Source organism: Arthrobacter sp. T572 (assembly GCF_056780115.1).
Window position 1 is genome coordinate 576,725 of record NZ_JBRAZQ010000002.1, and the last position, 18,863, is coordinate 595,587.

The 18,863-nt window shown below is 64.4% G+C and carries 17 protein-coding genes; 8 read left to right on the top strand and 9 right to left on the bottom strand.

The annotated features are described in order from the left end of the window. The first annotated feature begins 318 nt into the window (after positions 1-318). Positions 319-1,071, top strand: a complete 753-nt coding sequence (locus ACUYMZ_RS03915) for a MerR family transcriptional regulator (RefSeq protein ID WP_481601689.1) — start codon at positions 319-321, stop codon at positions 1,069-1,071. Positions 1,072-1,199: 128 nt separating this feature from the next. Here ACUYMZ_RS03915 and ACUYMZ_RS03920 read toward each other — a convergent pair whose 3' ends face one another. From ACUYMZ_RS03920 to ACUYMZ_RS03940, 5 genes are all read right to left on the bottom strand, one after another. Then, positions 1,200-2,417 (bottom strand): IS110 family RNA-guided transposase, encoded by a 1,218-nt coding sequence (locus ACUYMZ_RS03920; protein WP_481601688.1) that lies wholly within the window; start codon positions 2,415-2,417, stop codon positions 1,200-1,202. A 614-nt stretch (positions 2,418-3,031) separates the two neighbouring features. Beyond that, a complete protein-coding gene (locus ACUYMZ_RS03925; protein ID WP_481602166.1) occupies positions 3,032-4,450 on the bottom strand; it encodes an aspartate ammonia-lyase in 1,419 nt (472 codons plus the stop codon). Between the two features lie 60 nt (positions 4,451-4,510). Next, positions 4,511-5,668, bottom strand: a complete 1,158-nt coding sequence (locus ACUYMZ_RS03930; RefSeq protein ID WP_481602167.1) for a M20 family metallopeptidase — start codon at positions 5,666-5,668, stop codon at positions 4,511-4,513. Beyond that, positions 5,658-6,329, bottom strand: a complete 672-nt coding sequence (locus ACUYMZ_RS03935; protein ID WP_481602168.1) for a DUF1028 domain-containing protein — start codon at positions 6,327-6,329, stop codon at positions 5,658-5,660. Before ACUYMZ_RS03935 ends, ACUYMZ_RS03930 begins: the two co-directional genes overlap by 11 nt. Next, entirely contained in the window at positions 6,326-6,748 is a 423-nt protein-coding gene (locus tag ACUYMZ_RS03940; RefSeq protein ID WP_481602169.1) for a RidA family protein, read from the bottom strand. The genes ACUYMZ_RS03935 and ACUYMZ_RS03940 overlap by 4 nt, the downstream gene beginning before the upstream one ends. 122 nt (positions 6,749-6,870) lie before the next feature. Between ACUYMZ_RS03940 and ACUYMZ_RS03945 the strand changes: the two genes are divergently transcribed. Next, on the top strand, positions 6,871-7,785 hold the full coding sequence (locus tag ACUYMZ_RS03945) for a LysR substrate-binding domain-containing protein (RefSeq protein ID WP_481602170.1): 915 nt from the start codon (positions 6,871-6,873) through the stop codon (positions 7,783-7,785). On the opposite strand, the gene ACUYMZ_RS03950 is transcribed toward ACUYMZ_RS03945, so the two are convergent. Continuing rightward, complete coding sequence (locus ACUYMZ_RS03950) at positions 7,782-8,384, bottom strand: TetR/AcrR family transcriptional regulator (RefSeq protein WP_481602171.1); 603 nt, start codon at positions 8,382-8,384, stop codon at positions 7,782-7,784. The two genes, ACUYMZ_RS03945 and ACUYMZ_RS03950, sit on opposite strands and share 4 nt — an antisense overlap. Positions 8,385-8,486: 102 nt before the next feature. Next, complete coding sequence (locus tag ACUYMZ_RS03955; RefSeq protein ID WP_481602172.1) at positions 8,487-10,478, bottom strand: primary-amine oxidase; 1,992 nt, start codon at positions 10,476-10,478, stop codon at positions 8,487-8,489. A gap of 130 nt (positions 10,479-10,608) precedes the next feature. Here ACUYMZ_RS03955 and ACUYMZ_RS03960 point away from each other — a divergent pair, with 130 nt between their 5' ends. From ACUYMZ_RS03960 to ACUYMZ_RS03975, 4 genes are all read left to right on the top strand, one after another. Then, positions 10,609-11,073, top strand: a complete 465-nt coding sequence (locus tag ACUYMZ_RS03960) for a hypothetical protein (RefSeq protein ID WP_481602173.1) — start codon at positions 10,609-10,611, stop codon at positions 11,071-11,073. A gap of 49 nt (positions 11,074-11,122) precedes the next feature. Continuing rightward, on the top strand, positions 11,123-12,616 hold the full coding sequence (locus ACUYMZ_RS03965; protein WP_481602174.1) for an aldehyde dehydrogenase family protein: 1,494 nt from the start codon (positions 11,123-11,125) through the stop codon (positions 12,614-12,616). Between the two features lie 150 nt (positions 12,617-12,766). Further along, positions 12,767-14,287, top strand: a complete 1,521-nt coding sequence (locus ACUYMZ_RS03970) for an APC family permease (protein ID WP_442423380.1) — start codon at positions 12,767-12,769, stop codon at positions 14,285-14,287. Between the two features lie 29 nt (positions 14,288-14,316). Next, positions 14,317-15,249 carry an NADP-dependent oxidoreductase gene (locus ACUYMZ_RS03975; RefSeq protein ID WP_481602175.1) on the top strand — a complete coding sequence of 311 codons (933 nt, stop codon included), beginning with the start codon at positions 14,317-14,319 and terminating at the stop codon, positions 15,247-15,249. Between the two features lie 71 nt (positions 15,250-15,320). On the opposite strand, the gene ACUYMZ_RS03980 is transcribed toward ACUYMZ_RS03975, so the two are convergent. Further along, a complete protein-coding gene (locus ACUYMZ_RS03980) occupies positions 15,321-16,154 on the bottom strand; it encodes an alpha/beta fold hydrolase (RefSeq protein ID WP_481602176.1) in 834 nt (277 codons plus the stop codon). A gap of 97 nt (positions 16,155-16,251) precedes the next feature. On the opposite strand from ACUYMZ_RS03980, the gene ACUYMZ_RS03985 reads away from it, so the two are divergent. Together ACUYMZ_RS03985 and ACUYMZ_RS03990 are read left to right on the top strand one after the other, a co-directional pair. Further along, positions 16,252-16,839, top strand: a complete 588-nt coding sequence (locus ACUYMZ_RS03985; protein ID WP_426005795.1) for a TetR/AcrR family transcriptional regulator — start codon at positions 16,252-16,254, stop codon at positions 16,837-16,839. Positions 16,840-16,893: 54 nt separating this feature from the next. Continuing rightward, positions 16,894-17,127 carry a DUF6480 family protein gene (locus ACUYMZ_RS03990; RefSeq protein ID WP_426005797.1) on the top strand — a complete coding sequence of 78 codons (234 nt, stop codon included), beginning with the start codon at positions 16,894-16,896 and terminating at the stop codon, positions 17,125-17,127. Here ACUYMZ_RS03990 and ACUYMZ_RS03995 read toward each other — a convergent pair. After that, positions 17,124-18,839 carry a PHP domain-containing protein gene (locus ACUYMZ_RS03995; protein ID WP_481602177.1) on the bottom strand — a complete coding sequence of 572 codons (1,716 nt, stop codon included), beginning with the start codon at positions 18,837-18,839 and terminating at the stop codon, positions 17,124-17,126. The two genes, ACUYMZ_RS03990 and ACUYMZ_RS03995, sit on opposite strands and share 4 nt — an antisense overlap. Positions 18,840-18,863: the final 24 nt, after the last annotated feature.

Here is an 18,863-nt window from a genome sequence, read left to right on the forward strand (position 1 = left end):
GAGGCGGCAACTATTAAGGGCCTCGTCTGGATTCTCCAGACGAGGCCCTTTCGTTGTTGTGACGGAGCAGGATAAAGATTTGTAGCCGAAGGCAGCATGGGGTGCTTTTGTGCCGGTTCGCGGGGCGAACCGGGGAGACGGCGTCCACTTCGTGGCCGGCTGTTGGGGGGTGACGGTCCCTCGCAGGGCTCCTGCCCGTCACCACCTGGTGTGTCTACGACGATGCTCCTATAGGCGTCAAATTGGGCGGCGGTTCTATCAGGACCAGTGCGCACGGGGCTTGATCCTGACGCTGCGTCAGGTCCTAGGCTGGGAAACATGTTGGAGACGGTCGGGCAGTTGTGGAGCATTGGCGAACTGGCCAGGTTGTGCGGGGTCACTGTGCGGACCTTGCACCACTACGACCAGATCGGACTATTACGCGCGACAGGGCGAACCGACTCCGGGCACCGGCGGTATTCGGAGGAAGACGTCCGCCACCTCTACCGCATCAGGGCGCTCCGGGCGCTGGGCCTGTCTCTGGATCAGGTTCGCGAGGTCCTGGCGTCATCACCGAACGACGTCGGCGCCGTGCGGCAATTGTTCACCGCCCAGTTGTCGGCACTACATCAACAAGCCGAACAGGCGCTGCGTCTTCAGCACCAGATCCAAACCTTGCTGGACAACATGGGCAGCACCATGCCGGGCGTGGATCACTTCATATCAATTCTGGAAGGGATGACCATGTACGAGAAATACTTCACCGAGGAACAGCGCATCGAACTGGCGCAACGCCGAGCTGAACTCGGCCCAGCCGCGGTCGAAGATGCCAAGGCCACGTTTGCAAGCCTGGTCGAAGAAGGCCTGGGCTATCTGTCGGCAAATACGGCTGTGGACGACCCCGCGGTACGGGACTTTGCGAAGCGTTGGGATGGCCTCGGTTCCCAGTTCCACAGCAATGACGCGACCAAGGCTGCTGCGCGGGGCATGTGGCAGGACAACAGCCCAGAGCTGAGCGCCCGGCTGCCGTGGCCCGCGGACCGGCTCCAGGAATTAGTCACGTATCTCCAGCGGGTCCGGGACGCTGGCTAGAGCGGGCACTCTCGCTTGGCATTCATCCGTCCTCGAAATCCAGCTGTCTGTTATTCAAATGGTTGACGGGTGAGTATGGCTTACGTCCTGTTATGTGTTCGACTCTCGGCGTTACTGGGCCTAATGGCCTAGGCTGCTTTTTGCTCGGTGAGCCATTGTCGGTAGGTCGCAGCGAGCTCGTCGTTTCGGATGTGTCCGCGTTCCAGACGCGAGAGGATGGATACCCATTGGCCGAGTTCGCCGGCTACGGTCGTGATGGTGAGCCCGAGTTCGGTCCGCATGCGGCGGAGGTCTGAGTTGTCCGGTGCGGGCCGGGGGTTGGTGATCTGGCGGTAAATTTCCCGGGCTGCGTAGCGTTTGAGGCAGCGCATGATTTCGCGTTTTCCCTTGCCCTCGGTCGTGCGTTTGGCCACGTAGTCCTTAGTCCGCTGGCACGAGCCCATGCGAACCAGGACTACCTGATGCAAGGCATTGTTGGCGCTGCGATCGCCGCCTCTACTGAGCCGGTGGCGGGTTGTCTTGCCGGATGAGGCTGGTACTGGGGCGACGCCGACGAGCGAAGCGAACTGGGCTTCGCTGCCCAGCCGGTCCGGGTTGTCCCCGAAGGTGATCAAAAGCTGGCTGGCTACTTCAGTCCCGACTCCCGGGAGGTCACAGAGCAGCGGAGCGTAGCTATCGAGGATTTCCTTGAGGGCCGCGTCAGCAGCCTCAATTTCCGCTCCCAGTGCTTGGCAGCGGGCTGCCAACGCCTTGAGGGTCATCAGGGTCACGTACTCCGGGTCAGCCATATGGCCTGAAGGTCTTGTGCGCTGCAGGGCAGGAATCAGCGCGGAGGTGGCCAGTGTTCGGTATTTCGCCCGGATTTTGTCCGGCGCCGAAACGAGGAGCGCCTTGATCTGGTTGATAGCCGCGGTCCGAGCCTTGATGGCTGATGCCCGCCCGGAACGTACGATCCGCAGGCATTCCACCGGGCCGTCCTTGGCCTTCGGGATCGCCTTCGTCCGCCCCTCAAGCACCGACTTGGCGGCCTGATACGCATCCAACGGGTCGGACTTCCCCTTGAGCCGACGGGCAGCCCGGTTCGGGCGGTTTACCTCCAGCACGGTAAGCCCTTCACCCCGAAGGGTTCGCGCGAGCTCGGCACCGTACGATCCGGTTCCTTCGACACCGACGGCGGTGACTGTGCCGTAAGAGGTGATGAAGTCGATGATTTTCCGGTATCCGGATCCCACGGCGAGGAATTCCTTGTCCGCGAGGGGTTTGCCGTGTTCGTTGATGACGGCAACGTGGTGTGTGTCCGCGTGGGTGTCGATACCCGCAATGACTTTTGTTGGTTGGCTTGCCAAGATGGAAATTGCCCCTCAGTCGCGTCGAATGCTGATTGATCGGGCGCGGGCCAGGTGGGCAGACAAAACGGTAATGGGACTGGTCGTATCAGGCTCCTATGAGGTCATGTCCGCCTGGCTCGACACCCCTTTTAACGGACCTTGAGCCGGCGGACAGATCGTCGGGAAGACAGTGCCGCCTGGTACGTCAGTTTTTGGCTGGGTCACGCCGGCTCAAGGACTGTTCCAGTATTACCGTTTTGGCTGCTGTCCCAAGGGATTGTACGTTCCCGCTCCGGCCTGTCTAGCCCCTCCGTGAACTCCGGGGCCTGCGTCCCGGGAATTTCCCTCCGGCGCTCCTGCGTCGCTTATCCCCTCCAGGAATTTCCCCGCCCTTGCCCAAGGGTAGACAGGCCTCCGTCGGAAACAGCTCCGCCAGCTTCGCCAGCAGCCAAAACAACGAACGGGGGAGATGGGGGCTGGCCACTCACCACGAGCGCCCCACCCACCAACAAAACCAGGTCCGGGGCAAGGCCGCCGGTCAGCGCTCACACTCATTCCTAACGCTTGACGAAAAATAGAAGCGTCGGGGACCATGCCCAAGGCATGGTCCCCGTTGTTTTACTCAGCTCCGGTCAGTCCAGGCCTGCCAACGTCCGGGCAGACAGTGCTTCCTTAATCTGGTGCTGGTCCAGGAGGTCACGCTCAGCCACCAGCTTGGCAATGCCCCGCCCGGTGGCAAGGGCTTCCTTGGCGAGCTCAGCGGCTGCCGCGTAACCGATCAGCGGTGCCAGCCCGGTGACCACGCTGATGGAATCAAGCATGCGGTGCTGCAACATGGCAGTGTTCGCGGTGATTCCGTCGACGCAGTGTGTCCGAAGTTGCCTGCACGCCACGCCCAGCCAGGCAATGGATTCCAGGAGGGAGTCGATGATGACCGGCTCGAAGGCGTTGAGCTGCAGCTGACCGGCCTCCACCGCCATGGTGACCGTGGCATCGGCACCGACCACCCGGAACGCCACCTGGTTCACCATTTCCGGGATGACGGGATTCACCTTGCCGGGCATGATGGATGATCCTGCCTGGACAGCGGGCAGGAAGATCTCGGCAAAACCTGCCTGGGGGCCCGAGGAGAGCAGGCGCAGGTCGTTGCAGATCTTGGACAACTTCACCGCAGCCCTCTTGAGGACGCCGGATACCAGGAGGAAGACGCCGGTGTCGCTGGTGGCTTCCACCAGATTGGCAGCCGGGGCCAGAGGCAGCCCGGTCACGGACGCCAGTTCACGGATGACCGCCTCCCGATACCCGGGGGGAGCGGTGATGCCCGTCCCGATCGCGGTGGCCCCGAGGTTCGATTCGGCCAGGTGCGGGAGGAGTTCCTGCAGCCGGCACCCGTCCTCGCGGAGGGTCTCCGCAAAGGCGCCGAACTCCTGGCCCAGGGACATGGGCACGGCGTCCTGCAGCTGGGTCCTGCCTACCTTAATGATGCCGGCGAACTCTGCCGCCTTGGACTCGAAGGCCCCCACCAGTCGATGGTGCTCGGTGCACAGGGCAGCAAGATCACGCTGCAGGGCGATCTTGATGGCCGTGGGGTAGGCGTCGTTGGTGGACTGGCTCCGGTTGTCGTCATCGATCGGGTGCAGTGCCGAATAGTCACCCTTGGTGTGGCCCAACAACTCCAGCGCGCGGTTGGCGATGACCTCGTTGGCGTTCATGTTGGTGCTGGTGCCCGCCCCACCCTGGATGGCATCCACCACGAATTCACGGTCGAGCCTCCCGTCCATCACCTCGCGGGCGGCCTGCTGAATGGCCGCGGACTTGGCGGTCTCCAGAAGACCCAGGTCCTCGTTGGCCCGGGCGGCCGATAGTTTCACTGCGCCCAGGCCATAAATGAGGGATCGGAGGGTGCCGATGGTGCGCCCGCTGACGGGGAAGTTCTCCACGGCCCGGGCGGTGCTGATGCCCCAATAAGCAGCCCCGGGGACATCGCGGTCCCCGAGGCTGTCATGTTCCCGCCGCAACTCCGGGGCGGGGATGTTTGATGGTTGTGTCATGGTCCTGTTCAGTTGTCGTTTGTTTGTGATGGACGGGTTTCGCTGACGGGGGGACCGGCGCTATCCGGCCAGGAAGTCCAATGCCGTCAGAGCCAAGGCTGCAGCGCCGTCATGGATGGCCCGGTTGGCAGCTTCACCAACGCAGTGCGCGGCAAATTCGGGTTGGTGGTTGGCTGCCGGGTAGCAGCCGAGCCCGATGTAGGGGTGGATGGCGGGAACCACCTGGGACACATTGCCCATGTCCGTGGAAGCCCTGTTCATGGTGGCCTGCCCGGGCGGGGCATCGAAGGTGCGACCCAAGGAATTCGCATGCTCCTTGTACAACTCCAGGGCACGCTCTTCCGTCCGGAACTCGGAGTATGGTTCCGATTCCGGTGTGATGGAAAGCTCGCAGCCTGTCGCCACGGCGCCTGCTTCAAAGCATTGATTGACCCGTTCCTCCAGTGCCCCCAGCTGTGCCAGGGATTCTGCCCGCACATACCACCGGCCCTCGGTCTTTTCCGGAATCGCATTGGGCGCCGCACCGCCCCGGGTTTGGACACCGTGCACCCGCGTGCCGGCAGGCAGTTGCTGGCGGAGCAGGCCCAGTGCCACCTGGGCGACGATGAACGCGTCATTGGCATTCACTCCCTGCTCGGGGTAGGCCGCGGCGTGGGCCGATTTTCCCTTGTACTCCACGTGGTTATGCGCCACAGCGAAGGGCCGGGCTTCGGCCGAATCCACGGGACTGGGGTGCGCCATCATGGCAAGGTCCAGTCCGTGGAAGGCGCCCTTCTTGAGCAGTTCGATCTTGCCGCCTCCGCCTTCCTCGGCGGGGGTGCCATAGACCTCCACGGTGAGGTCGTGCTCCTTGGCAAACCCGGCCAGGGCGGCCGCGGCACCGCAGGACATGGCGGTGATGATGTTGTGGCCGCAGGCATGCCCCAGGCCCGGCAGGGCGTCGTATTCAGCCATGAGTCCCACCCGGCGGGAGCCGGAACCGAAAACCGCGCGGACCGCCGTCGGGAATCCCAGGTAGCTACGCTCCACGTCGAAGCCGAGCGATGCCAGGTAGTCCGCGGTCCATTCCGCCGCACGGTGTTCCTGCCAGCCCGTTTCAGGGTTGGCATGCAGCGTTTCCGACAGCTGGACCAGGGCAGCCTGCTGCGCCCTGACGACGCCGAGCACCCGGTCGCGTTGCGTGGCTGGCGTCACCGTCACAACCCGCTCAGCGGTCATCGCCGGGCACCCCGTAGCTCACGGAGGAAGCGGGGTCGAGCCCGCGGATCACGTAATCGCGCCGCTGCGGCAGCCAGACCTCCAGGATCCGTTCGAGCTCGCCGATCGGGTCATCATGCCAGTCCACGCGCAGGTCCGTGTCCCTCCAGCCGTGTCCGGACACTACGGACATGCCGGCGGACCGCACCGGTCCCGCCTCGCCGCCGGCAGCCTCCGCAGCGCGGAGTGCCTGCATCAACCGCAGTTCCAGTTCCCCGGTTGAGGACTCGAAGGCATCGCAGAGTATTTGGGGGACGTGGGGATGCGCCAGCATGTTCCCGGCAGCAACGCTGCGGGCGCCGCGTCCTTCCCCGAAGATGCCCAGCGTCCCGGACCCACTGAAGACCGCGGATCCGCCGTGGGCGTCCAGGACCACCAGTTGCCGGAAGTTCACGGACGGTGATTCATGGACGACGGCGGTCAGGGCCTCCTGCGCGGAATAGCCGGCCTGGAGCCGGTCCAGCAGGGCAACGCCCAGCCTGGGATCGGTGATGTTCTGGGAGCTGACAGCGCCGACTCCGTCGCGCAGGTGGGCGCAGCGGGCTGCGACAGCGGGAGAGGACGACGAAACGGCCAGGCCGAACCTGCCCTTTCCGTCCGTGGCGGCGATGCTGAACGTCACTGCTGTCCCTCCGTGGAGAGCACTGCGGTGGCGTCGATTTCCACGAGCCACTCCGGGCGGGCCAGGGCCTGGACCACGATTCCCGTGGACACCGGATAAACGCCCTTCAGCCAACGGCCCATGGTGCGGTACACCGTCTCCCGGTAGCGGGGATCGATGAGGTATACGGTCACTTTGACGATGTCCTCGAGGCTGCTCCCGGCTTCCTTGAGCAGCATGTCGATGTTGGCCATGGCCTTCTCGGTCTGGGCTTCCACGTCGCCGATCCCCACGGATTCCCGGGTTTCCAGGTCCTGTCCGATCTGCCCGCGGAGATACACCACTCCGTTGGCCACGACAGCCTGGCAGAGGTCGTTGTCCAGGTTCTGTTCCGGGTAGGTGTCCTTGGTGTTGAAGGTGCGGATGCGCTGGTGTTTCACGGGATGCCTTTCAGTGGCAGGTAGCTTGTACCTTTCAGCTTCCTGTCAGCGGTTGAATCTGTCTAACAGTTCTTTTAGAACGATTGCATCGATATTTCTGATGTGCGGTGTATCCTCGATGCATGGACGTCACGCTTACCCAGTTGCGCTATTTCGTGGAAGCGGCGGCGCAACTGTCCATGACCGGGGCCGCCTTGAGGTTGAATGTTGCGCAGTCTGCTGTCTCAGCCGCCATTGCCCAGCTCGAACGGCATGTGGGCACGCAGTTCTTCATCCGGCAGCGTTCCAAGGGGTTGGTCCTGACGCCTGCGGGCGAGCTCTTCGTCCGGGACGCGCAGGCCATCCTGGCCCAGGTGGAAGAGAGCATCGACCACGCCCGTGGCGAACACCAGAGCGTCGCAGGCAGGATCAGGATTGCGTGCTTCAGCACCCTGGCGCCGTTCCTCCTGCCTGGGGTCCTGACCACTTTGCGCGAGGACCACCCTGCCCTGGAGACCGAGGTCATCGAAACAGACACCGCCGGATGCATCAACGCGCTGCTGACGGGCCAGGCCGACGTGGCACTCTGCTACGACCTTGACCTTCCGGATGCCATATCCCGGTCCGTGGTGGACACGGTCCGGCCCTACGTTGCCCTGCCCCCGGAGCACAAGCTGGCGCAGTCCAAAAAGATCCAGTTGTCGTCCCTGGCGGAGGAGTCATTCGTCCTGCTCGATCTCCCGCACACACGCGACCTGATGCTCTCCATTGCCCGCCTGGGCGGCCGCGAGCCGGACATCCGGTTCCGCTCGGCCAGTTACGAGACCGTCCGCACGTTCGTGGCCAGGGGACTTGGCTATTCGATCCTCCACCAACGTCCGCAGCACCCATTGACCTACGACGGCGGCAGGCTGGCTGCCGTGGAAATCCGCGACGACGTGCCGGAACTGAAGACGGTCCTGGCCCATCTGAAATCCCATCGCCCCACGGCGCGGGTGCGCGCGGTGGCACAGGCGGTACGGCAACAGATCGTCGCAGCGAAAGCCGCCCGGGACTAGGATTCTTTCCGGCCCAGCCTGGCCAGCGCCCTCTCCACCAGATGCCGCTGGCGTGAACCGGTCACTGCGTCAGGGTCCAGCATGGAGGTCACATGCAGGCCCATCATGATATTCAGCAGCTCATCGGCCACCGCATCCGGATCAACCAAAGGCGCGCACTCGCCGTCGTGCCCTGCCTGGGTGAGGAAGTCCATGATGAGTCCGCGCCAATGCAGCAGCGCCTCGCGTCCCACCGCGCGCAGCGCGTCCTCCGTTTGGGCGCGCTGCCAGAACGAGACAGCCACCTTCGCCTCCACCACGGTGAGCGGATCGGCAGGAATGATTTCCAGGCAGAGGCTGCGCAGGGCGGAGAGCCCACGCTTGAGGGCCGTGTGCTTGGCGATGCGCTCATTGGTGCGCTCGCAGATGAGCTCGTAGGACGCCAACAGGAGGGCGTCCTTGCTGGGGAAATAATGGGCAAGGACACCGGGGGCGGCGTACCCGCATTCACGGGCGATGTCGCGCATGCTGGCATTCTCGATGCCTTGGTCAGCGATAAGCCGCCATGTGGTCTCGATGATCGAACGTCGCCGTTCGTGGTGATCGACCAAGCGGGGCATGCTGCTCCTTGTAGGTGTTGCAGGTAGGCGTTGCAGGGTGGCGGCGGGGCCGTGTGCACCCTACCACTGCGGGGACGCCCGGTGGACGTCCCCGCAGCCCCGTCAGTGTGCGCAGTGGTCCGTGGCTGCGCTGCGTTCAGCGGCGGCGCAGTGGGCGGACGTGGACGGCGGGACGTTCAGTGTGGGGTTGACGTCGAAGAAGCCGTGGGGCTTCAGGGTGAAGCCGGTGGTGTCAACGGGCATGATGGGCCAGTCCTCCGGACGGGGGAAGTGGGTGAGCCCGAAAGAGTGCCACACCACCAGGTCCTGGCCGTCGATATCCCTGTCCTGCGCCACGAAAGCAGGAAGTCCTGCGCCCCCGGGGTGCTGGTTGACGAAGTCTCCCGCGGCGTACAGCTCATCGTCGGCGTGGCGGGTTACCCAGAGGTGGTGGCGGGCGAAGGCGGCCCGGGAGGCGATGGAGGAGTCATCGGCCATGGCCAGGGTGGGGTTGCCCTCCGGGTACAGCGTGTAACCCACCGGGTGGCCCAGGTGGTTGAGTGATCCTGGGTTGCTGATGTGCCAGACGCGGCCTTTGGACCCGTCCGCGTCACGGATTGCCTCGGACTCGCGGGCCAGGATGGTGCGCTTTTGGGTGAAGGCGTTGCCGTGGGGGTTGCCCGGGCCTTTGGGGAGCCGCACCAGGTCGAGCTCTTCAACCCGGTTGGCGTCGCCGTCGATTTCCATATCCAGTCGTGCGCTGAAGAGGTGCTGATGGTAGGGCGCGCCCAGGCCCGGGGCGATCTCCGAGGCGTACGCGTATTCCCTGTCCGGGAGGGCCGCGGTGAACACGATGCCTGTGGCCTTGGCTTCGAATTCGATCGTGCCGTCCAGGTACAGGTACCAGTAGAAGCCGTAGTCGTAGTTCCCCACGGTGGTGAAGAAGGAAACCACCAGGCGGCGGTTGCGGCGCACCTCGTTGGAACCGGCCCACTCGTCCGTGTGCTTCCAGAGGATCCCGGCGTCTTCCTCATGGATGCAGATGCCGTTGAGGATGGTCCTGGGGTTGCCGAAGTCGTCAGCCACCACGGGGGACATATACGTGATGTCGCCCAGGCAATCGCAGCCGAGCTTGAGGGAATTCGCATCCCGGCCCACCAGGTATTCGCCGGAATCAAAGTAGTTCTGCCAGCTGCGGTACGGAGCGGGATCACCGTAAGGGACCACCATCTCGGAGATGGACGCCCGGTGGATCAAGGGGCGGCGCCTGCCGTCCAGGGTGTGGTGGAGCTGGTGGAGGACCAGTCCTTCCCGGGCATCGAAGCCGACACGCAGGTCCCATCCGGCCCAGGACAGCAGGTTTCCTTCGAGGGTGAAGCTGGGTCCCTCCGGCTGGGTGATGTCGATCGGCTTCAGGTCGCTGCGCAGTTCGCCATGGATGGCAGGATCGGTGTAGTTGCCGTTGACCTCCGGGACGGGGACGGGACCGTCGTCGATCAGGTGATCCACCCGGCGGTTTTCCACGTCCACGAACGCCACCAAACCGTCCAGCGGGTGCGCCCAGGGATGGTCGGCCGCGTGGTCCTGGCGGAAACCCAGGCCACGCAGCAGCCGCTTGCCTTCCTCGTTGGGATATTCGAAGACACCCGCCGACAGCGGGGCCACGCGCACCTGGTCCGGAGTCAGGTTGCGGCTGGCCAGCGCCGCGATCCACAGCGGATCTGCGGCCAGGATCTCTTCAATCAGGCCAAATTCTTCCAACAGGACCGGGAGTTGGCCGTCGACGGCGGGATTCAGCTCACGCTGTTCCTGCACCAGCCCGGTGGTCAGGGAGAGTCGGACGTCGAGGGACCGGGAACGTGTCGCGTCCCAGAGCATGGCACGGACTGTGCGTCCGGCTTCCCCGGTGTTTCCCCGCAGGGCTGACTTGGGTGGTTCCAGCAGCCCGAGGTAGGCGAAACGGGTGGTGTCGGCGACGAGCCCGGCGTCGGCCAGGATGCGGCGGGCTTGCTGAATTTCCTCGGCGGTGAGTTGTTCCAGCGGGTGCTGCGGCCTGGGGTGTTGCGGCCGCGAGGCCTGCAGGGGGGAAGCCAAAGAGGTGGTGTGAAGGGTCATGACACTTCCTGAAGTCGATTTTTGATGGTACAACTGTTCAACCAACGCTTTGATGTTACCCACCTCACAAGCTGCACGTAAAGTCGCTGGCCGGAGAAAAACCACCGCGCCACCCACGGAGGAAAAACCCATGGAGCATACCGACTGCCGCCGCCCGGCACGCCCGGCCCTGCCCGCCTGCCTGGTGGGCGGTGCCGCGATGGGAAGCGCACTAGGGCACGCCTTTGCAGCGCTCTGCGGACCTGCGGGAGCCATGGCTTGGCTCATGGCGGCGATGGGCCTTGCGTGCCTGGCCTGCTTCCGCTCCCTGGCGCCCGGCCGGTTCTGCGTGCGGAAGGCGGCAGGACACCTCATGGCCATGAGCGCCGCCATGGTCCTGGCCCATGTGGTCCTGCTGAACGGATTCCCGGCCGGGCCATCCCATCTGCACGGTGTTCCGGTATCAGGATCCGCGGCCGGGCACGCAGAGGCCATGCTCTCCGTGATGGGCATCGAAATCCTGTGCCTGGCTGCTGCCTCCGCAGCCCTGCGCCTGACCCGGACCGCGCCGCCGCGGAGCCAACAAACCGCCGACCGTCCCGCCGTCGTGGGCTGAACGCCGGCTGGCACCCACCAAACCACCACCCGAACGCATTGGAGACAGCATGAACACCACCATTCAGGCCCCTGTTGACTGGCATGTCCGCGCCGAAAGCGTGGTGCCGGACGGCAGGGCCTTCATTGCCGGAAGCCGCACCGCCGCCGGCGGGCACCGCACCCGGCCCACCACCAGCCCTATCGACGGTCGCGTGCTCGCGGAACTGTCGTCCTGCGGCGCTTCCGACGTCGATGCTGCCGTGGCCGCGGCCCGGCGCGCCTTTCCCGCGTGGTCGCGGGCCGGCGCGGAAAGCAGGAAAGGCGTGCTGCTGGCCTTGGCCGCACTCATGGAGAACCACGCGGACGAGCTTGCCCTGCTCGAGTCACTGGACAGCGGCAAACCCATCCTGCAGACCACCACGGTTGATGTCCCCGGAGCCATCTCCACCCTGCGGTGGTATGCCGAAGCCATAGACAAGCAATCCGGGGAGTTGCCGTCCGTACCGCCCGGGGCCACAGCGCTGGTGACCCGTGAACCGTTGGGCGTCGTTGCGGCGATCGTGCCATGGAACTTTCCGCTGGAGATCGCCATGTGGAAGCTTGCTCCGGCACTAGCCTCCGGCAACACCCTGGTGCTGAAGCCCGCGGAGCAGACATCCCTCAGCGTCCTCCGGGTGGCCGACCTGGCAGCGGAGGCGGGTCTTCCCGACGGCGTGCTCAACATCGTGACCGGCACGGGCCGCGTGGCAGGTGCCGCCCTGGCGATGCACATGGACGTGGATGCGCTGGCCTTCACGGGTTCCACCGCGGTCTCCCGGACACTTTTGGAAGCCTCCGGTCGGAGCAACCTCAAACGCCTTAGCCTGGAAGCCGGCGGCAAGAGTTCCAACATCATCTTCGCGGACACCGCAGACCTTTCGGCGGCCGCCTCCAAGGCTGCCTTCGGGGCGTTCTACAACCAGGGGCAGGTATGTTCGGCAAACTCCAGGATCCTCGTCCAGCGCACTATCCATGATGACTTTGCCGGGCTGCTGGCCGAGGCAGCCGCGGACTACCGCCCGGCCGATCCGCTGGCCGGAGTGGAGGGCAACGGTGCCCTCATCAGTTCTTCGCATACGGACGACGTCGAAGGATGGATCCAGCGGGGAAGGACGGAGGGGCGCGTCCTGTTCGGCGGCGACCGGCGGACCATCAAGGGGTCCAACGCGTATTTGGAACCCACTGTGCTCGGTGGCCTCGCCGCGGACCATGACGTCCACAGGGAGGAGATCTTCGGCCCGGTGGCCGTGCTGCACCCGTTTGATACGGAGGATGAAGCCGTGGCCCTGGCCAACGATACGGACTACGGCCTGGCAGCGTCCGTCTGGACGTCGGACCTGTCGCGGGCGCACCGGGTGGCCGGACTGCTCCTGGCGGGAACCGTGTCCGTCAACACCGTGGATGCCTTGGGGAACAGTACACCTTTTGGTGGTTTCAAGCAGTCCGGATTCGGGCGTGATCTTTCGCTTTACGCCTTTGACAATTACACCGCGCCGAAAACCACCTGGATCCAGCACGGCTGAGTTGGTTCATCAATAAATCCGGGGATGGGTATCGGCATTCAGTGTTTTACGTGATCTGAAACACAGGCCTACGCTGATGCTCATCCCCTTCCAACGCTTCCACCGCCTCCAGTGCGGTAGCAGACTTAAGCCGTAGCAAAGGACCCCATCATGGACCAACCATCAGCCGCCACAGGGCAGGCGCAGACACAGCTTGCCCAGGAGCAGAGCAAACATCTGCAAAAATCCCTCGGCCGCTTCGACATCCTCCTGCTGGTGGTTGCCGCCGTCATTTCCGTGGAGGTGCTGGGGCAGGTATCCGGTTTCGGCGGCGAAACGTTCACCTGGACCCTGATCCTGGCCGTCACGTTCATGGTTCCCTACGGGTTGATCTTCGCCGAAACCGGCGGCGCTTTCACCGAAGAAGGCGGCGTCTACGTGTGGACCAAAATGGCGTTCGGCCGGATGGTGGCGGCCATTACCTCGCTCTTTACCTGGGTCACCCAGCCCGTCTGGGTGGGTGGGGCCATGGCGTTCGTGGCCGTGGAAACCTGGTCCGAGTACGTGGGTCACGTGGAGGCCGGCAGCGTGGGCGACTACGTCTTCAAGCTGCTGTTCATCTGGATCACGGTGACATCCGCGATCATCAGCCTGAAGCACGGCAAATGGCTCCCGTCGCTGGGGGCCATCCTCAAAGTCGTGTTCCTGACCTTCTTCATCATCGTCACCCTGGTCTACGGGCTGCAGCACGGTTTCAACGGACTGGACCTGGGATTCTTCTCGCCCACGCTTGCGGGTTTCCTCGGGGTTACCCCGTTGCTGCTGTTCTCGTTCCTGGGGTTCGAATCGGGCAACAGCGCCGCGGGCGAAATGAAGAACCCGGCCAAGGACGTTCCCATCTCCGTGGCCCGATCCTCCATGATTGCCGCAGCGAGCTACCTCCTGCCGGTCCTCGCGATCCTCCTGGTGGTGCCGTTGGACCAGATCACGGGCATTGGCGGCTTGTTCGGCGCCGTGGCCACTGTGTACACGGTCTTTGGTCCGGCAGCGGAGGCCATGCTCGCGATATCTGCGATCGTGTTCTGCTTCGTCCTGGTCTCCCAGGGTGCAGCCTGGATGATCATCAGCGACCGCATGCAGGCCATGGCCGCAGCCGATGGCTCCTTCTTTGGCGGTTTCTTCGGCCGCTTCCACCCGAAACTGGGCACTCCGATCAGGGTGAATACCCTCTCCGGAGTCGTGGCGACTCTCTTCATGCTCGCCGCCATGCAGCTCAGCGGAACCAGCAGCGCCCTGTTCGGCGTGGTCCTGTCCATCGCAATCTCCACCTTCCTGCTCAGCTACCTGTTTGCCATCCCGGCCGCCGTGAAGCTGCGGAGCAAGTACCCCTCGGCTGACCGGCCCTTCAAGGTTCCTGTCTCAGACGCCGGCTTCCGCGTGCTCGGAGCGGTGTGCTTCGCCTGGATCCTGATCGGCTCATGGGTGGCGATCTTCCCCGGAACCCTGGACATGGTGTTCGGGCTTCCCTATGACTTCGAGGCAACGTGGGGTGTCTCCCAGTTCACGTTCGAGGCCTTCGCCCTCGGCACCCTGGGCTGCATCCTTGCCTTGGGCGTGGCCGGGTACGTGCGGGGCCGTAAGGTCCGCGAGGCTGTATCGCCGGAACCTGTCCGGGTGGGAATCCCGGAATAGCTCCACCGCGGAGGCAGTTGTCGCTAACCATGAAGGCTATTACTTACAACGGGTACGGAAACCCTGACGTCCTTGAACTGACCGAACAGCCAATGCCCAAAGTTGGCCCAGGCATGGTCCTGGTCAAAGTGAAGGCAGCGGCAGTCAACCCCGTGGACTGGAAGATCATGGCGGGCTACCTGGACCCTTTGATGGATATCCAGTTCCCTGCGATACCCGGGTGGGACGTTGCAGGGGTGGTGGAGTCGGTGGGAATCGACGCGGCGCAGTTCCAGCCCGGGGATGAAGTGATCGCTTATGGCCGCAAGGACTTTGTCCATGGCGGCAGCTTCGCGGAGTACATCGCCCTGCCGGAACGGTTGGTGGCCAGGAAGCCGCACTCGCTGGACTGGAACGCCTCGGCGGGACTGCCCCTGGCCGGGTTGACGGCTTTCCAGGTCCTCAACAGGTTGGGGGTGCAGTCCGGGGACACCGTGCTCATCCACGGCGGCGCGGGCGGAGTCGGCTCGCTGGGTGTGCAGATCGCAGTTGCCCTGGGAGCCAACGTCATTGCCACCGCTTCCGACAAGAATCACGGGTTCCTCCGCTCCCTGGGCGCGGAGCCTGTCACCTACGGCGATGGCCTGGCGGAGCGGGTCCTCGCACTCAGCCCGGATGGCGTGGATGCCGTGGCCGATTTCGTGGGCGGGAACCTTGAGTCCACCCTCCAGGTGATCCGTGGGGACGGCAGGCATGCCTCCATCGCGGACAGTGACGTGGAGCAACATGGCGGGACGTGGATGTGGGTGAAGCCCATCGGTTCCGAACTGCAAGAGCTGGCCGACCTGGTGGACGAAAAACACCTCCACGTGGAGGTGGCCGAGGTCCTCCCGCTGGCCAAGGCAGCTGAGGCCTTCCGCCTCAACATGGATGGCCACACCCGCGGCAAGATCGTCGTGGCCGTGGACGACGGTCACGCGTAGAACGCCCGACGGCGGCAGGTCGCCCGCGGTTCCATGAGGAACCAACGGTGACCTGCCGCCGTCGTTCTTAACTACTTGGCCAGGAAGCGGAGCAGGATTTCGTTGATCTCGGAGCCGTGCGTCCAGAGCATGCCGTGCGGGGCGTTGTCGATTTCCACGTATTCGGCCGACGGCAGGCGCTTGGTGAATTCGCGTCCGGTGGAATCGATGGGCAGGATCCGGTCGTCGGTTCCGTGCACGATCAACGCAGGGACGGTGATCTTTTCGATGTCCGCACGGAAGTCGGTCAGCCAGGTGTCCACCACGGCGAAGGAGGCGTACCAGGAAGAGCCGGCGGCAACGTTCCACGCGTTGCGCAGGGCTTCCTCGCTCAGGCGGTTGCCCAGGAAGTTGTCCGTGTTGAAGAAGTCCTTGTAGAAGTTGCTGAACCAGGCGTAGCGGTCTTCGATGGCGGCGTCGCGGATGCCGTCGAAGACGGAGGACGGAACGCCGGTGGGATTGTCGTCCGTCTGCAGCAGGTAAGGCTCCAGGGACCCCAGGAACACCGCTTTGGCCACGCGTGCTTCGCCATAGGTTCCGATGTAGCGGCCAACTTCACCGGTTCCCATGGAGAAGCCCACCAGGACTGCGTCCTGCAGGTCCAGGGTTTCCAGAACGGTGTTGAGGTCCCCGGCAAACGTGTCGTAGTCGTAGCCGGTGGTCGGCTTGCTGGACTTCCCGAAGCCGCGGCGGTCATAGGTGACAACCCGGTAGCCCGCCTCCAGGAGGGCAGCGGTCTGCTTCTCCCATGAGCCGCCGTCCAGCGGGTAGCCGTGGATCAGGACTACGGGCCGGCCCGCTCCGTGGTCCTCGTAGTAGAGCTCAATGTCCGTGCTGTTTTCTGTGCCGACCTTGATGAAGCCCATGGAAACCACTCCTTGTCTCGACGGGGAGAACGATCGTTCTCCCTCTGTGCAAGTCATCCTATAGAACGATCGTTCTCTGTTCAAGTAGAATGGCTCCATGGATTCTTCCGATGTCCGCTCCCGCATCGTCGCCACCGCCGACGATCTTTATAACGCCAAGGGCATCCAGTCTGTCGGGATGGACGAACTCCGCACCGCTGCGGGCGTTTCCCTGAAAAAGCTGTACCAGGAGTTTCCGTCCAAGGGCAGCATCGTGATGGCAGTGCTGGAGCGGCGGCACCAGTCATGGACCGAAGGCCTGGGCGCTGCCGTAGAGCAGGCGGAATCACCGCGCATGCGCCTTCTGGCCATCTTCGACTACCTTGCTGTGTGGTTCCGCCAGGACAGTTTCCGCGGCTGCGGTTTCATTAACAGCTTCGCCGAACTTGGCGCCGTCAGTCCCGAAGTGGCCGACTACGCACGCAAGCACAAGGAGTCGTTCCAGCGCTACGTGGCCGCGCTGGCACGGGACGCCGGAGCGCCCGCGCAACTGGCGGCACAACTCGCGATTCTTGCCGAAGGAGCCCAGACCACCGCGGCGATCGCAGGCACCGCTGAAGCCGCAGTCCAAGCCCGGGAGGCTGCATCCGTTTTGATCGATGCCGCACTGGGTACGGGATCCTCGAGGACCACTGTCCATACCTAGGCCCTGGCAGCACTGCCGCTTAGGCTGAAAACATCCGCGATCAAGGGAGTGAAGATGTCAGGCACCAACCCAGATCCCTATGAAGACAAGCTCACTGGCCTGGAACCCGGCGGGGGAGTGCCTCCCGGGGAAACACCTCCGGGTGAAGCTTCCACCGCCGGACCCCAGGGTCATGAGGAGGGTGCGCCGCGGAAAGGCACCCAGGTTCTCTGGATGTCCATCATTGGCGTGGTGGTTCTGCTGTCCCTGCTCTACTTCATCGGTTACATCGTGGGGTTTTTCGACTAGCTCCGGACGTCGATGAACACGGGGTTCGCGTAGAACCACGTGTCGGTCCACGGATCGGCGTCGCCCAGGTTGTTGCCGTGCCTGAGGGGGCCGGCCGGATCCACGGAAGCGCCGTAGTAACCCGCGCCGTGGCGGTTCCCATCGCTGCCGCGGAGGCGGAAGTAGCAGGACTCCTGCAGATCCCTGATGGTGTGCTTGACGGTGAACGTTCCGGTGCGGCCGGCCACGTCGATCTGGTTCCAGACCGTGGTTCCCGGTGCCCGCATGGCATCCCGGTCGGCCGGGCTGCCGGTTACCGGCCCGCCGATCACATCCACATGCGCCAGTGCGGGGAGGATACCCGCGGAGTTGCGGTAGCCCGTCGTCGTGACAGTGATCGAAATTTCGACGTCGGCACCCCGCCCGACGCTGAGGCGCGAACCAAGGGTGACGCCGTTGCGTCCGCCGCCGTTGCCGCGAACCTCGCGGACCCGAACCTCCAGCCCCTGCAGGAGGTGACCGTGGTCCACCCACATCCGTCCCCTGCGCATGGCGTCGAGCACGCCCGTGTAGGAATGGTCCGTGACCCCGGTGTGGAGCCTGCTGAACTGGCCCGGCCAGTAGTCGCTGCCACCCTGGAGTTCGCCGGTGTCGTAAGGGTCGGGGCGCTTGCCGGTTACTGACCATCGGTCAAACTCGTTGGGCAGGCTGAGGTAGGGCTCCTCCGCGGGGTAGGGTCCGGTCTTCCAGGTGTCCTTGACCGTGAGGTGGTTGTCGGAGTTGGACGTGATCCAGAACGGCAGGCCCTCGGCGAGCATCGAGTCCCATACGCCTCCCACAGTGGCTGTGGCCCAGTCGAAGCCGCCATACGGGCGGAAAGCGTCTGCGGGGTAGCCCGGGTAGCTGTACTGCGTGGGATTGTTGGTGTATTCGCCGCGCTGGTCACCGGCCCGGGCGAAGGTGCTGACGCCGGAGCCCTGGGCGCCGGGCGCGCCTTCCATGCCGATCATGATGTCGCGGGCGGCGTCCCGCCAGGCGCGCAGTTCGTGTGGCGAGTCGATGCCGAGGCGAAGCGGGTGGTTGGCCAGGGCCACGACGTCGTCGATGTAGCCGCTGCGGCGCTGCTGTGCGAGCCACGCGATGGCTTCCACCGCCTTGCGCTCAAAGGTCTCTGCCTGGGCAGTCCCGGGTGTGGGTTTCTCCCATTGGTTCAGCTTGCCGTCCCACACCAGTTCGAAGGTCCGCAGGAGTTCCACTTCGTGGGGACCCGGCGCCACCAGGACGGTGGCGTGCTCGGCGGCAGGGATATACCACTCCAGGCCCTGGAAAATGAGCAGTTCCGGACGTGCTGCCCGCTGCGCCTGGATCTCCTTGTTGGAGTTGACCGCCCCGCCGTTGTTGGCATGGCCAAAGTTGCTGTGCTCCGTGAAGGCCAGCCAGTCCACGCCGAACCGCCGGGCAGCGTCCAGTTGCTGGTTGATCAGGTACTTGGCATCGTGGCTGTACTGGGTGTGCACATGATGGTCGCCCACCAGCCACGTCAGTTGGGGGTCATTTCCGCCCGGGTTGGCGCCGGCGGCGTGGGCAAAAGCGGTGGAGGCAGCACTACCTGCAGCCAGTATTCCGGCCGATTGGAGGATCCGCCGCCGGCTCATCCCCATGGCCTTCAGTTCTTGGTCAGCCAGCTTCACGCTGTCGCTGGGGGGTGGTGTGGTGTCTGCTCCGGTGCACATGGGCGCCTCCCTCTGTTTCGTTTG